This is a genomic window from Acinetobacter sp. X9 (assembly GCF_054889255.1).
In genome coordinates this window covers 1,773,154-1,788,947 of sequence record NZ_CM142679.1, presented here as the reverse complement: position 1 = coordinate 1,788,947, position 15,794 = coordinate 1,773,154, and the positions used below count along the sequence as shown (strand labels likewise).

At 39.1% G+C, this 15,794-nt stretch carries 14 protein-coding genes; 2 read left to right on the top strand and 12 right to left on the bottom strand.

The genetic code is table 11. The annotated features are described in order from the left end of the window. Positions 1-109: 109 nt before the first annotated feature. The 8 genes from ACYU0V_RS08505 to ACYU0V_RS08470 form a co-directional block, all read right to left on the bottom strand. Positions 110-1,657 (bottom strand): DHA2 family efflux MFS transporter permease subunit, encoded by a 1,548-nt coding sequence (locus ACYU0V_RS08505; protein ID WP_086398729.1) that lies wholly within the window; start codon positions 1,655-1,657, stop codon positions 110-112. Positions 1,658-1,681: 24 nt separating this feature from the next. Further along, on the bottom strand, positions 1,682-2,743 hold the full coding sequence (locus ACYU0V_RS08500; protein ID WP_086395170.1) for an HlyD family secretion protein: 1,062 nt from the start codon (positions 2,741-2,743) through the stop codon (positions 1,682-1,684). A gap of 728 nt (positions 2,744-3,471) precedes the next feature. Then, positions 3,472-3,594, bottom strand: a complete 123-nt coding sequence (locus tag ACYU0V_RS08495; RefSeq protein WP_000737387.1) for a hypothetical protein — start codon at positions 3,592-3,594, stop codon at positions 3,472-3,474. A gap of 166 nt (positions 3,595-3,760) precedes the next feature. Next, a complete protein-coding gene (locus tag ACYU0V_RS08490; protein WP_461849779.1) occupies positions 3,761-5,155 on the bottom strand; it encodes a methylenetetrahydrofolate reductase C-terminal domain-containing protein in 1,395 nt (464 codons plus the stop codon). 72 nt (positions 5,156-5,227) lie between these two features. Continuing rightward, entirely contained in the window at positions 5,228-5,995 is a 768-nt protein-coding gene (gene ntrR, locus ACYU0V_RS08485) for an ADPR responsive transcriptional repressor NtrR (RefSeq protein WP_461849778.1), read from the bottom strand. Positions 5,996-6,055: 60 nt separating this feature from the next. After that, complete coding sequence (locus ACYU0V_RS08480; RefSeq protein ID WP_461849776.1) at positions 6,056-7,549, bottom strand: nicotinate phosphoribosyltransferase; 1,494 nt, start codon at positions 7,547-7,549, stop codon at positions 6,056-6,058. An 11-nt stretch (positions 7,550-7,560) separates the two neighbouring features. Next, complete coding sequence (locus ACYU0V_RS08475) at positions 7,561-8,445, bottom strand: phosphoribosyltransferase family protein (protein ID WP_461849774.1); 885 nt, start codon at positions 8,443-8,445, stop codon at positions 7,561-7,563. A 181-nt stretch (positions 8,446-8,626) separates the two neighbouring features. Continuing rightward, entirely contained in the window at positions 8,627-9,430 is an 804-nt protein-coding gene (locus tag ACYU0V_RS08470) for a sulfite exporter TauE/SafE family protein (protein ID WP_461849772.1), read from the bottom strand. A gap of 98 nt (positions 9,431-9,528) precedes the next feature. On the opposite strand from ACYU0V_RS08470, the gene ACYU0V_RS08465 reads away from it, so the two are divergent. Further along, a complete protein-coding gene (locus ACYU0V_RS08465) occupies positions 9,529-10,317 on the top strand; it encodes an AraC family transcriptional regulator (protein WP_032062973.1) in 789 nt (262 codons plus the stop codon). Here the strand turns inward: ACYU0V_RS08465 and ACYU0V_RS08460 are convergent. Genes ACYU0V_RS08460 through ACYU0V_RS08445 form a run of 4 tightly spaced genes read right to left on the bottom strand, consistent with a single transcriptional unit; the run spans position 10,312 to position 13,596 of the window. Beyond that, positions 10,312-10,800, bottom strand: coding sequence for a GNAT family N-acetyltransferase (locus ACYU0V_RS08460; protein ID WP_461849770.1), 489 nt, complete (start codon positions 10,798-10,800; stop codon positions 10,312-10,314). The genes ACYU0V_RS08465 and ACYU0V_RS08460 overlap by 6 nt on opposite strands. A 2-nt stretch (positions 10,801-10,802) precedes the next feature. Then, the gene (locus ACYU0V_RS08455) at positions 10,803-11,567 is read right to left on the bottom strand and encodes an ABC transporter ATP-binding protein (protein WP_000614440.1); all 765 of its coding nucleotides are present in this window, start codon (positions 11,565-11,567) and stop codon (positions 10,803-10,805) included. Further along, entirely contained in the window at positions 11,564-12,574 is a 1,011-nt protein-coding gene (locus tag ACYU0V_RS08450; protein WP_461849768.1) for a FecCD family ABC transporter permease, read from the bottom strand. The genes ACYU0V_RS08455 and ACYU0V_RS08450 overlap by 4 nt, the downstream gene beginning before the upstream one ends. A 2-nt stretch (positions 12,575-12,576) precedes the next feature. Continuing rightward, the gene (locus ACYU0V_RS08445; protein ID WP_461849767.1) at positions 12,577-13,596 is read right to left on the bottom strand and encodes an ABC transporter substrate-binding protein; all 1,020 of its coding nucleotides are present in this window, start codon (positions 13,594-13,596) and stop codon (positions 12,577-12,579) included. Between the two features lie 650 nt (positions 13,597-14,246). Between ACYU0V_RS08445 and ACYU0V_RS08440 the strand changes: the two genes are divergently transcribed. Further along, a complete protein-coding gene (locus ACYU0V_RS08440) occupies positions 14,247-15,794 on the top strand; it encodes a tyrosinase family protein (protein WP_068563020.1) in 1,548 nt (515 codons plus the stop codon).

Below are 15,794 nucleotides of genomic sequence, written 5' to 3'. Positions count from 1 at the left end.
TCAACCGATTTTAGAAAACTCAGATCAATGTTCTTTTTCTATGAAGGGATACGTTTTGATATGCCCTATTGTTTTTCATTCTTTGAAAGCTGCCTTTATTTTTTAATATCTACATATTCATTTTCTTCCCCCGATCCATAAAGATGGTTAAAAATGCGGTCACAAACATGATGATTGCGAGCATGCGTAATAGATCATTAAAGCTAGATGTCAGTGCCTGAAAATGAATGTCACGATAAATCACACTGAGCGCGATTTGCTGTGCATTTGAGCCGACTTCTTGATATTGCGCCGTGAGTTGATCGAGTCGTTCTGTAAAAATCCAGTTTTGCGGTGTCATCCCCTGATTAATCTGGGTGACATGAAGCGCAGTGAGCCAATCTAAAGATGAGTTAATGAGAGCTAGTCCAACCGCGCCGCCAATATTACGCATCAGGTTATAAATACCGCTGGCATCAGCCACTTTACTCAGCGGCAAAGTACTCATGGCTAAATGCGACACCACAATCAGGCAGATCATGAGGCCAATACCACGGTAAATTTGCGGCCAAAACATAAAGTCATAATCGCTATGAATGCTGAGGTGTGAGTTGAGCCAAACACCAAACCCTGCCAAAATCATTCCAACAAATACGGTTTTTCGGGTATCAAAATTGGGAATGAGCCATGCAAGGAACGGCGCAAAGCAGAACATCACAATGCCTGTCACCATCATGACGTGACCAATCTGGCTACTGTTCATTTCACGGACTTGCCCAAGAAACACGGGAATCATGTAACCCAAGCCATACAGCGCCATGCCAATCACAAAAGTTGTGATGGCACTTAAGGTAAAATTTTTGTTTTTAAATACAGACAAATCGAGCAAAGGCTTAGGCTGGGTAAAACTTCTAGAGAAGAAAATCATGCCGCCCACAATGCAGATCATAAACGCAATCCGAACGCCTGTGTCTGCAAGCCAGTCATGCCTTGCACCTTCATCAAGGAAATATTCAAGTCCACCTAAAAACATCGCCATACCAATCAGGCTAAACCAGTCCATGCTTTTAATGAGTGAGTAGTTGGCACGGTCGATATTAGGGCCTGAGTAAATGACTGTAGCAATGATGATGCCCGGAATAATATTGATCAAGAACATCCAGTGCCATGAGAAGTTATTGGTAAGCCACCCGCCAATGGTGGGGCCAATCGCAGGCCCCAAAGTACTAATCATTCCAAACATCACTAAAGGTAATGAACGTTTTGGTTCTGGAAAAAGTAAGTATAAGGCAGTCATGGAAGTCGGAATCATGCCACCGCCCATAAAACCTTGTATGCCACGAAAAACCAATAAACTTTCTAAGTTCCATGCCAAGGCACAAAGTAAAGAACTGACCGTAAAACCAATTGCACAGATGGTGTAATACACCCGTGTTGAAAGTACCCGCGAGACAATACTCGACATGGGAATTGCAATAATCTCGGCAATTAAATAAACCGTTTGCACCCAAGTGACTTCATAACGACTTGCACTCATCCCCGCTTGAACTTCGTTTAGAGAACTCGCCACAATCTGAATATCAAGAATCGCCATGAAGTTGCCAAAAATCATGGCAGCAAAAATTGCCCATGCAGTTTTTGCTGGGAATCTCCACTCGGCCTCAAGGTGCTTATTCATTGGTTATTACCTAAAATTTTATTATTAAGTTCTTAGGTCAACGGTGGCACTCACCGACATTCCAGGTTTTATCAAATCAATATGTGGGCTTGAATCTATGGCAATACGCACAGGAATACGCTGAACAACCTTGTTAAAGTTGCCTGTGGCATTGTCTGGTGGCATGAGTGAAAAAGTTGCGCCTGAAGCAGGTGAAAAGCTTTCAATTTTTCCGGTATAGGTCAGGCTTGGGTAAGCATCAAGTTTTAATTCAACTTTCTGACCAATATGCATTTTTTCAATTTGGGTTTCTTTGAAGTTTGCTTGTACATACAAACTATTTTCAGGAATGATCGCCATTAAGCGAGTTTGCGGAGAAACACGTGAACCTTTCTGGATTGCAAGGCTACCGATCTTACCGTTTACAGGGCTGACCACCTTTGATGAAGCCAAATCGACCTGATACAGGTTTAAGTTTGCATTGGCACTTTGAATATCTGCTAGAAGCTGCGCTCGACTCGCTTGTAAACTCCCCAACTGAGCTTCTGCCGCATTTACGGCGGCTTGCGCTTTGCTGAGTTGAGCTTGCGCCGTTAAATATTGAGACTGAACCCCTTCAAAGTTTTGTCGGGTAATCACCCCATCTTTTAATAAATCTTGATAACGCTCAAACTCTTTTCTTAAACGAGTTAAATCAGCTTGTGCTGCCACTACGCCACTATGAGCTTCAATAATTGAAGACTTGGCAGACTTTTCATTTTGTTGCTGTACACCCAGTGCAGCTTCTTTCAAGCTGACTACTGAACGAGCTTGATCATAACGAGCTTGATAATCACGGTGATCTAATACTGCTAAAGTTTCCCCTTTTTTTACTACCTGATTATCGTTAATTAATAACTCCATCACTTCGCCTGAAATCTTTGGCATCACCCAAGTGACATCGGCTTGCACATAAGCATTATCCGTAGATTGATAGAATCGATATACAAAAAAATAATATAAGATACCAGCAACTAAAAATAACAGTAGGACACTAAAAACACCCCAAGTTATTTTCTTTCGGCTTTGGAAATTAGTATCAGTTTCTAGCTGAGCTACGTTATCCATATTCATTCCGCTTATTTGTAATATTCGATTTTTTATTTAAGCCAATAAAATTATTGGTTTCTTTTTTACGTAACTTTTCACTTGGTTTTATTCAATGAATCGTGACAGCGTAAAATTTGGTGCAAATTATGGTTCTTAAGTGAATTAAATATCATTGACCTCTTTGCCAGATATTTTTTCTATTTATGTCAATAAAACATATTATATAAACTATATTAAAAAATTATGTAATTCTAATTTTTGGAGATTTTTGGTTTAAAAAATCCCAAAAAACAAATATAAGTATTTGTTAATAAATAATTTATAAGAATAGTAACAAATAGAGATATATGTTTGAATAGAGTGATTTATTTCACTAACATTAAGAATAGGTTTTATTGTGTAATCATTAAGTATTATTAATTAAAACAATATTTAATTTAAAAATGAGTTAACAATCAAAGTTATTATACTTATAAACATAAAATATATATAAGTTATAAATATTATATTTTTCAAAAATAACAATATCCATAAAACAAATAAACGATATTTTTGATAAATAAGCCATCCTGATGACTAAAATGACCTATATTTTCCAGATAAAATAATTTCAAACTCTTTATTTAAAAGCCGAACAAACCTTTAAAAATAGTGATTTAAGTGATCTTTTACTTATATAAACCCTTAAAAATTTCTTCTAAAGTTATTCCAAATGAAAACCCACTCATTGAGTGGGCTTTTTATTACTAACCGTTTTGCCTAAGGTGATCTTGGAACTCTTGGTCGTGTATTTTGTTGTAATTAACAGGGTCGTAAACGCATCCAGTTAAAACAACAATTACAGTAAGTACAGCAACCAATTTTTTCATTGAGAGAGCCTTTCCTTTAACGCAAAAGATTTGCTTTAAGTATACTCCTAGGTGATCACTTTGATTGGACATAATTAAGGCAATCGATTGTTATTTTTAAATTATTGCCGTGCTTTAGCCTATCATTGATTTTTTAACAAATTCAAATCACGGGTTAGTACAGAACTTAAGCTTCTGTTGCTAAATACCAGTTTTTCCAAGAACTGGTCCCTCTCGTTTCAAGTGGTACCGTTGGAATCAATTTCTCTTTTAGTATTTCAGTTTGTGCAACTGCTTTTGCAAGTCTTGCTTTGACTGAGTGAATACATTCACGGTCACCAAATTCACAGCGGTCTAAAGTTGTTCCGCCACAGGGCCCATTGGCTAAACCTTTTGGACACGTTTCAGGGCAAATATATAAAGTGTCACCTAAACGGCACTGACCACAGCTTTCACAGCCCACTAAGCTATGTTTACTAAGCACTTCTGTTTTAAGTAGGAGTTTGGCGACCAAAGTATTTTCCCAAAATGACGCTTTAAAAATAAAACGTCCAAATCCTTTGGCAATTTTTGATCCAAACATTGCTTCATGCATAACATGTAGCTGGCGATATTTAATTAATTGTTTAGATGATGGCTGACGTGAAAAACGAGTAATTTCAGGCGAAAACTCTTTGCCTGTCGTGACTTGCCAAAGTGAATTCCAAAGCTCTTCTAAGGCTTTAAGCTCCAGATGTCTGTATTGCTCAATGTAGCTTTCAAGCAACATTTGCTCTTCTGGCTTATGACAGGCAGATAAATGAATTCCAGCAAATCCTAAGTGTTTACATATCAAAATCTGTAAAGCACAGCGTAAATAAACGCGGTCTGTATGCCCTGCCTGTTTTTCTTCTGCCAAGACTTTTAACATGTGCGGGGTAATCACAATACCTGCGACTTTATGTTTCACCATAAAATTGGCTCGGCCTAAAGTCAGAGGCATCACACAAGCCAGTATTTGCTGCGAATAATCATGCTTGGTTAAAAATGATTTGGCTTGTTTTAAGGCTTCAATGTCATAGCCCAATTGGGTAATGATAAAGTCAGCACCTGCTTTAATCTTCTTATGCAGTTTTAAATACTGTGCATCACGCTCAGCTTCGACATATTTAAACGGATTAAAAGCAACGCCAATACGAAAACCACCATGTTGCTTAGCTGCCATTACGGCGTTTACCGACTCTAGGTATCGGCTACGCGGCTGCCCATCTCGACCATTATGATGCTCTTTAAGTTTGTCGCCTGTAAGCAATAACAAGTTTTGAATATTGGCTGTTTGAGCTTGCTCTAAAAAATGCTCAAAGTCTTGTATGTCTCGGGCCTTACCTGAAAAGTGTAAGACTTTCTCTATTGAGTCAGGATAACTTTTGCTGGCTTCAAGCGGCGCAATATCATGATCTGAATGTACGCGATCTGCCAATGTCATTGCAGCCGGATATCCCGCAAACTCATGTTTCACAGGATAAATTTCATGCAGTGAAGTGAGATATTCCACCAACACAAAAAACTGGTTTTGCTGGAAGCAGGGAGAAACGTGAGACATAGGCAAAGTGCTGATCAAAACATGACATCAATCATAAGCGCGGCATTATAAATCAAAGTGCATCAAGATGCGCTAGTCAGAAAGCTCATTGTTTTGCTTATCTTCACCCTCTTTATTTCTAGGTAATTCGAGTGAGCGAGGAAAGATAAAATCAAAAGAATCGAGTGCATAGCGGTAAAGCTGAGCCGGCCGTTTACCTACAATTTTACTTTCACTGGTTTCTTCAACTGCACCCGCTTCTATCATACGGCGCCTAAACGCTTTTTTATCTAAAGATTGCCCAAGAATAATTTCATAAATAGTCTGTAGCTCGGTCAGTGTAAATAACTCGGGCATGAGACTAGCTGGCAAAGCGGTATAGCGAGTTTTACTGGTTAAACGCTCTAAAGCTAAGCTGAGCAATTCATTATGATCAAACGCCAATGCTAAATCCTGAGCTTTTGCTACAGGCACCCATTCGCTGTATTCAGCCAAAGCTTGGTGTTGATAGGCATTAAAATCAATTAAAGCAAAATACAAAATAGTTACTGCCCAGCCACGCGGGTCACGTTTGGCATTGCCGACAGAGGCAACTTGTTCCAAATAAGGTGAAGCAATACCTGTTTTTTCGACCAGCTTACGATAAGCCGTGGCCATCAAGTCTTGATCATGGGTTAAATCGGCAAAACCACCGGGTAAAGCCCATTGGTCTTTGGCTGGAAAGTTGGGGCGCTTAATGAGTAATACCTGCAACTGACCATTCAATACCGAGAAAATAGCCATATCTACAGTGAGTAAAGGTGCGTCATAATCTCGGCGATCATAACTGGCAAGGAATTCTTGTTCAGTTTGAATAGTCACGTTCAGTCTCTCAATTAAAATGATGAGCCGATACTCATGCAACGGCTCATCTAAACTCAGTTATGCGATGGATAAACGCTCACGTATTTGATCCAAAGTACACTCATATTGAAGTTTACCATTTTCAAAGACTGTTTTAAGTGCTCCACCTTGTTCTTGCTCGGCTGTTTGCTGATCAAACAAGGTAAAGACATTTTCACTTTCTTCGATGCGTAACAGACCTTTCGCAGATTTTTTCACACCTGAGTCAGTAATTGGGTCTTTAAACAACTCACGGCCTACACCATTCACTTGTCCCCAAGTCGCTTTCACAGCAAATCCAAAAGTATCGCGAGTTAAGTAGTTATAGGTAAAGCTGCCTATACCAAACACCAAGTTGTTTGAAGCAAAACCTTTGGCTTCAAGGCCTTCTAAAATACGCTGCGCACGCTCTAGAGTAATCGAGTCGCCGTAAATTAAACCAACACGTTCATTGAGTACTTTATAGCCTTGGTCAGTTATTGTACCGCCAAATACTTCCCATAAACATTCAACTGCACCTTTATATGCTGGGCTGCCGACTTCGGCGTCTGGGTCGCCGCAAATAATTTTAACTGGGTCACCAGAGTCTGGTCGGAAAACCAATTTGGCCAAGCCTAAAGCATTAGGTTGTCTTGCCAGAATTTCAGGTTTTAAAGCCACCGTAAATTCTGTAATGACTCGCCAAAAGTCCCAAGTATCAGACACAATACTGACAACACCCGACGGATAAAGTTCGCAAATTAAACGCTTAAATGTTTCTAGCTCACTGTTTTCCGTACCCATACACATCACACTGTGTTCGGTCGCTGGTACAGATACCCCAATCACCCCTGTAGCATTGTAATATTCTTCTGCATAGTCAATTGAAGCAACCGAGTCTGTTCCAATAAAACTAGTTAAGTGTCCCACACCAGACTGAGCAGCATCATAAACTCCACTCATGCCACGGCTACTAAAATCGTGTCCTTGCACAGGCACAAAATCGAGTGGTGCGCCAGTTTTTACGGCGTATTGAGTTAATAAACGTTTGTATTCATAGGCAATAGTGGCCGTAGTACAGCTTTTCCAAAGTTCAGCACTTAACACCGTTTCAATATAGTTAGTTAACCAAAAGAAACGCGGGTCGGTATTAATTACGGTAAGCACAGGTACACGCATATTTACACGACTGCCTTCTGGCAATGCTTTAATAAGTAATGGTAAATAACCCAAGTCGTGTAATGCTTCAATGTGATCAACTGGTACAGCACCTTCACCTAATGAACTATCCATACGGCGTTTATAAGCAGCCACTACTTTGTCTTTAGGTTGTTTGAAAAAGCCTTCATTCCATGTATCGATTAAAAAGTGTTTGATAAAACCCTGAAGACCAAAGAACACCACTTTATCGTCAAAGTCAGGCAACATTTTAGCGAGTCGAGATGAACGCGGCGTAAAGTTGGCATACACGTACTCCGTACCTGCTGGATACTGACGTCTGTGATCAGCTTTATAAAAATCGATAGCGTTTAATGGATTAAGTTTAATCGTCATCTTTGTTCTCTTTATTTTGCTGCAAAAGCAATTACTGAAATTTTGTCTGATGGTTGTTGTGGAAAGCTGTCTGAGGTAAATAGTTGATCTAGCAGTCCATCAAAAACCTCTATACCTTTACTAAAAATACCGTGGGTCACGTATAGAACGACCTTATGGCAATTGAGGCGACGGAGTTCTTTAGCAATACCAATAAAGGTTGCACCGCCATCACAAATGTCATCGGTAATGACCGCTGTTAGGCCTGATAAATCCGTTGCATGTACATGTGTACCTAAAATTTTGCCAGTCACTGGGTCACGTTTTTTATCACACTGAACAATAGTGATGGGTTGTTTGCGCTCGCCATTAGAAGCATCTGCAACCATTTGTGTACGTGCTTTTGCGCCTTTATCTGGGCAAATCAGCACTGTTTTTTCATCTTTTAACAATGTGCTTAGCGCTTCACTCTTTGCGATGATGTCTACTGAACTGATGTTTACAACTTCGCTAAAAGAAGTATTGGCAGCGAGCAAGGCTGTTGTTACTTCACTATGACAGTCCCAAACAGTGATCTTGCCTTGTTTGCCCGCTTTTTTGTCAGCATTGATGTTGAGTAACTTGGTCATCACATCAAGCGAGAACGCTTGGCCTACTGCACAAATACGGTCCTGACGTGCATATGGGAAATACGGAATTTCTAGGTCAATGATTAAACCCTGAGTCAGCAATATATTTTCAAGTAGTAAATAGTCCATCACATCGTGACTTGAGGTCATTTGCGCGCGGACCAATACGTTGCCATATAGTGAACCTAATGTTGTCTCATCAATCTGAACATGACGCTCGCCACCAGAAAACTGCGTGAATTTCACTGGAATTTCATTTCTTGCCGCATCTAAAAGCTGGATAGCCATATCATCCTCTTTTTGTCTGATGACCTTCGATGAATATATAGTGGCATAAAGCCACTATATATTTCAAGTCTAATTTTCAAACTTTTTTCAAAGCCCTTTAAGACATAAAATTTACAGTTTTAGAGCATTTAGTGATTCGATATTTCAGAGAAATTATTCTTCAATTAATTGAAATAAAAAATTAATTTACAAAAAGCATGACTATTAGAACTATGATTAAAAGTAGCGGATACAACTTTGCCCGCCATAAATCAGGTAGTTTTGAAATAAATTTTTCTGAAAAATATAGCCCGATCCATGTCCCTGCAACCAAGAATAAAGCAGCTTCAAACCAGATTAGGCCGATAAATCCGTTGGGTGTAGATTGCCAAAGTGACAATACACAATAGGTCAGTGTTGCAGTTAAAGACAAAGGCAGCGTGAGAATGTTTGCAATAGCCGCAGCCTCTGCCATAGAACTACCCCGCCGCCGTAATAAAGGAACTGTCATTACGCTTCCTCCAACACCTAAAAGTGCTGCAACCCAGCCAATAATTCCACCTTTAATGAGTTCACTGTTTTGAGCATAGTTTTGCTTTTGCGCTGATGCCACCATAAACCCTGGTCGGTAATAACAATCTATAATGGTTATGAACACATAACCCATAAATATCCAGCGAAGCCAGTTTCCATTAAACAATGAAGCCATTACCGCACCGACAACTCCACCCAGTGCGATCCCACCCCATAAAAAACGGATCTTTTGCCAATCTATATGTCCAGACCGATAGTGCCGAAAGGTTGCAAAACTTGCCGAGCACAACATGACAAATGCAGATGTGGCTACGGCGATTTGCATGGCATGTATGCCGACATTACTTTCGTTGCTCCACTTTTGAAGAATGACGGTGTAAAGCAAAGGCACAGCAACAAAACCACCGCCAAAGCCAAATAACCAAGTGGTGACTCCCGAAAGTAGTCCAAATAAAAATAGCTCATATAGCATCGTTATCTTCCTCACGTTTATAGAGGCATGATATAAAATAGCTCTATGGCAAACTAACGTAGAAAAGCCATCTTTTTATTTGTTTAAGCCAAAAAAATATGCGTAATATTCCAGTTAACGACGTAGACCATCTACCACAAGCAGTTCTAGCATTAGGATCAGACTATCCAGCTGATACCTTATTAGATACGCATAGCCATCGCCGTGCACAGTTCTTATATGCACCCGAAGGACTCATGAAAGTTGAGACTGAAGACGGTCAATGGCTCGTTTTGCCATATAGTGGTGTATGGATACCCGCAGGCAAACCACATCGGGTATGGTTATCTAAAGTCAGCACATATAGTTTGTATATAGAAGTGAGTAATGCCCCAAGACAGGCAAACTACTGCGAAGTCGTACAAGTATCACCGTTACTTCATCAACTGCTCATTCAGGCTAATCAGCTACCTGTTGACTACCAGCATTCAGGACGTGACGGCGCTCTTATCGATTTATTGTTATATGAGTTAGAAGCTGCACTAGCCCTACCTCTATTTATTCCATTGCCTCACAACACCTTACTATCTAAACAATGTGCCGAGTTTATGCAGCATCCTGATATTCATAGTAGTCCTAAAGATTGGGCACATGAACACAATAAAAGTGAACGGACTTTTCACCGCTGGTTTAAGTCTGAAACTGGCATGTCCTTTCAGGCTTGGCGTAATCGAGTCTGCATCATCTATGCTTTAAATGCGTTAAAAGCAAATATCTCAATTACTGAAATTGCTTTTAGCTTGGGCTATGAACACTCGGCAGCTTTTACCGCAATGTTCAGTAAAATTATGGGTTATCCGCCTACCCATTTTCAAAAAAGATTTCATGCGCATGATAAAGCACTATAAAGATTTACTCATGTGAATGGTGTCATAGGTCTCAATCCACTCACGTTTAATCAAATCAAAGCCTTGGAGCCGCCAAAATTCTTCAGCCGCTGGCAAAAATGGATGAGTGTGCAAATACAAAGTCGTAATTTCATTGTTTTTTGCATGGCTAAACAATATGTCACATAGCTGGGTCGCGATGCCCTTACGTCGGTATTCAGGCAATACAAATAACTTAACGACCTCAACCGTATTAATCGGCAAATTTAAATCAAAACGATGGTCATAAGCTCGATATGCAATGGTGCCAATAATGCGGTTTTGATCTTTTACCGTAATAAAGCAGCCCAATGGGTCATGGACATAATGTTGCTCAAAATTTTGTAAATCTTTGGGAACTTGCCCATGATAGATTTCTGGGAATAAAAGCTGTCTAGTATAAAGTGCAAACTCTACCGCAGATGCATAGTCTGATTTGTCAGCTAGCTGATATTGAAGTGTCATATTTACAGCCAAGAATGATCAGGTATCACAATCGTTTTGTCTTGAATCATGGCTTCATGAAACTCAACATCGTAGACACTTTTTAAAAACTTCGGATCAGTTATTCGTGTCTTAGACTCAGGCTTAACCACTTCGTGTTGGCGCATAAAAAACAGATGATCTGCAAATAAAAAAGCTAAATTGGGATCATGCATAATCGCAATCACCGTAAAATTTTGCCGCGACAACTGACGCAACTTTTTCATTAAATAAGACTGATAATAAACATCGAGATGGTTGGTTGGTTCATCGAGCAAAATGACTTTTGGGGCTTGCACTAAAATACGGGCAATCATGACCAATTGTCTTTCGCCACCCGATAACTCGGTATAAGGACGGTCACGCAAATGCTCGATGTCTAAATCAAGCAAAGCTTGGTCTACACGTTCCCAATCTGACTTTGAAGGCCTATATCGGCTAAAAGCGGCACGCCCTGTAATCACTACATCTTTAACCAGAAATGGAAATACGGTTTTATGAAACTGCGGTAAAAAGCCGAGCAATGCAGCCCGATCTTTACCTTTAAAGTCCGATAATGGTTTTCCAGAGTAACGGATTAATCCATCTTTTACGGGTTCTAGACCCGCCATCAGCTTAAAAAGTGTCGATTTTCCGCAGCCATTACGTCCTAAAATGACGGAAAACTGATTTTCAGGAAACTCCAGATGAATATTTTTAAGAACCTGTTTATGCCCATAGGCATAATTTAACTGATCAATTTGAATCATGCCCAATGAGTCCTCTGTGTTTTCATTAATAATAAGAAAAATGGCGCGCCAAGTAGCATGGTAAAAATACCAATCGGTATTTCAAACGTAAGTAAAACCCGAGAAAAGTTATCAATCATGAGTAGAAAACTACCGCCCAACACCATATTGGCAGGAATACTATAGCGGTGATCGGGCCCAACTAACATTCTCACAATATGCGGCATAAAGAGCCCATATAGACTAATAATGCCCGCAGCAGCTACAGAAGTTGACGTACATACTGTGACTAGAGTAATTAAAAGCAGTTGTTCCCATCTTGGGTTAACACCCACAGCCTGCGCTTCTTCAGCACCAAGTGCCATCAAGTTTAATCGCCAACGCATCGCAAATAATCCGGCAAGGCCAATACAGATTGGTAGCACGGCGTATTGAACCTTTTGCCAAGACGCCTGATGTAAGTTGCCCATGGTCCATTGCACGATCGCTTGTAGTTTAAATGGATCACTTAAATATTGAATAACTGTAAGTCCTGCTAAAAACAGCCCCGAAACAATCATGCCTGATAAAATCACCATCACTAAAGACGTCTGGCTTTCATGTTTTTGATGCGCAAATACATATGTTAAGCCAACAGCGCACACACCAAAAATAAAGGCTGATAGATTGGGTGAAAGCCAACTTAAAGAAAGTGCCAAGGCTGCACCGAACGCAGCACCAGATGAAATACCGAGTACATACGAGTCAACTAAAGGATTACGAAACAATGCCTGTAAACCATTTCCCGCAGTTGCTAATGCGGCTCCCACCATAAAAGTCAGTAAAATTCTGGGCAACCTGACATTCACAATAATGTTCTGCATCAGTCCAAATTGTCCCGCATCAAAATATGGTGTACCAAAAACTGCTTGTACACCCCACCGCAAATAGTCCCATGCACTCAAGGTCTGCGTTGGCCCTATGAGCAACGAGATAAAAATCATCACGAACGGTAACGGGTAAAACCAATAATATTTCAGTTTTTCCATATTTATTGCACCAACGTTTTTGCAAGGTGCTCACCATACAACTTAGTTAAAATGCGCTGTTGTAAAGCACTTACAGGTAAATCAGACTGTTCAGGATAAATACTATGATTCAAATAAATCGCCGTAATAATAATTTTGATGGTGTGCGGGTTATATATAAATGCAGGACTCAAATTAAATACCTTTCGGTTTTGCACGGCACTTAAACCCTGTAATTCTTTTCGTTCATAAATCAGTTGGGGGTTAGTATTCCAAAGCACAATATTGTCGGGGTTCCATTCAATTAAAGTCTCGGGATTTACATTGGGTTGATTCGTATTGGTCTGAACAATGTTGTACGCACCCGCCAGCTCAATAAAATCATTGGTAATCGACTGACGTCCCGAGGTAGAAAAAATTCGGCCACCAGACCAAGCATAGTAAATCGATTGTTTATTTGGCTGACGTGCCGTTTTTGCTGCAACTTCTGCCACAATTTCATCAGAGAAATTTAAAATTTCCTGAGCTCGCTTTTGGGCACCGCTAAGAATAGCAATTTCTGATAGCTCTTCTTTTACTTGCTGGTAAGTACCTGACTCCATGACATATACAGCAATGCCAAACTGCCGCAACAGGTCAATCGTTTGGGTTTGCCCGCTCCCCAAAATCACCAAATCGGGTTTTAACAACACAAGACTTTCAATATTAGTTGCATTTGCCCCTTGTGAAGGCGTCGCAAGCTGCTTATTGGCGATACGCTTATCTATTTTTGAATAAGCATTGAATAATAAAGGCTGGATGTATACTTCGGCTGGTATGCCAATCACTTTATGACCTTGCCCTAGCATATATAAGCCATCTAAACCCGACTCAAATAGAGAAACTATTCTTTGGGCGGGTTTGGCTACACAGACTTTTGTATTTGTACTATCAAAGACACATATCGAATGGGCTGCTAACTTTTCTTGCGCTTTACCACTTTGTTCAGATGAAGAACATCCATATAAGATGAATAAAGTGAGTAATGAAGCTAATAACTTCATTAGGGCATGCCTTGCACAAATACAGTGCAAAATAAAAAGACGTGTCTATTTGGTGCATTTTTCATATGAAAAAGACACCATAAGAGAGCAAGACGGTTTGAATCATCATTTATAAGTTAGTAAATCAAATGTTGTACTAAAGATAAGAGTAATTAAGCAATAAAAATGCCAAAATTACAAAATAAACTTAATAATCATGTAATTGTAATTTTTATTTTAAAACTCAAAATATAGATAGCCCTATACAAAACCTTTAGAGCATGCATGCTAACCATTCAAATAAAATAATTTTTAATATTTAACTTGAATCAAAAAGTTTCATATCTAACATTTCATTTAACAATGAGGCTTCAAACCCATAAATTTAAAAAAAACAAAATACATTAAGAAAAAATATAATTATTTTTATTTTAAAAATCTTTTAATTATTAATAAAAGCACATTAAAAACAATATACTAAATAATTAAGTTTTTCTAAAAAATTACAGGATTTAAAATTAAATTTTTTCATTATTAATATTAAATATAAACCTTTAATAAAAACTTCTTTATATGCTAGATTAGATTAAGAATTACCCAAACCAAGGGTAAATTCATACATTACTAATAATCAAATATAAGAATATTAAACATGACAAGGATTTAAAATCATGAAGAGAAATTATTATATTTTAGGAACTCTATTGTGTGGTATGAGCTTAACGACTCATGCTGACTCACTACGAATAAGTGCCACGGAGTTTGCAAAAGATCCAGCCAAAGTAAGCGCATTACAAAAGGGTCTGGAAAAAATGCGAGCAAATAATAATGCTCCCCCTTTATCACCGGAGTTTCGTACAAGCTTTAATTACTGGGCCAATACACATGGCTATTTTGGTACAGGTAAACATGCAACAGACAAAGATTATTATGTTAATCAATACCGTATGCCACAGTGTTTAGAGATATATAGTAAAGCAGTATGTGACAGTTACTATAAGCATATTCAAAATTCACCAGTCCCAAATGATGGCTTTACCGATGACGTTTGGGGTACATGCCAACATGGCAATCTAAATTTCTTACCTTGGCACCGTATGATGCTTTATTTTTATGAGCGAACAGTACGTAAATATGTTGGGCAAGATTACTCTCTTCCTTATTGGGATTATTACCAAGAAAAAGCTGCTAATGGTAAAGGCTTAGCACTCCCTCAATTGGTCCGAGGTAAACAAGCAGGTACCTTATATGATCAGTTCCGTACACCGGGTTTAAATGCAAATATCAGCGCCATAGATCCAGATAATGCCAGCGCTGCTCAAGCATTTAAATGGGATAACTTCACAGACTTCTCTAACCAATTACAGTCTCAACCCCATGGTGTAATGCACTGTGCAGTCGGTAAAAACTGTGTACTACCAGATATGGGATTTGTACCTATTGCAGGCTTAGACCCTGTATTTTATATGCACCATGCAAATATCGACCGCTTATGGCAATGCTGGTTAAATAAAAAAGCAAATGGGCAACCAATTACGCTTGAATGGGCCAAGAAAAATTTAGGTATGCCAGATAGTTGGTATGACACCCAATATACCTTTGCAGATGAAAACGGCAACAAAGTCACCATGACCATTGCTGATGTATTCACCCCCGGTAAAATCCCAGTGCGATATACCAATGAAAATGCTTGTAAAGTTGAAGCTACTGTCATGAGTAGTAAAGGTGCTGAAAAAGCAAATCTATTTAAAATGAATCATAAACCAGTTAGCAGTAATAAAAGCATTAAGCTTATGGGTGTAACTCAAAAAGTAGCTTTAGCCCCTCAAACTGCAAGTTTCCTAGAAAACTCAAGTCAACTTACTCAAACAAAGCTCTCATCAGGACAAACTTATTTAATATTAGATAATGTCCAAATGATTGGTAATCCAAATCTAACTTATAAGATTTATCTATCTCCAAAAAATAAACCTGACCAAAAAATTTATGTTGCCACAATTAACTACTTCGGTGTGTTAGATCATGACCACGGCGGACACCCAGGTCATATTGGCCAATTGGTCTATCAAGTCAGTGATCAAGTTAAGCAATTAGGCATGGCTGCTGAAGACTTAGAAGTTCAGTTTGTTGCTACTGATTTAACGCTTGATCAGGTGAAAGAAAAAGTAAGCTCTCAAGGCTTGAGTATTTCTCAGGTTCGCTTAGAAACGTCAAAATAA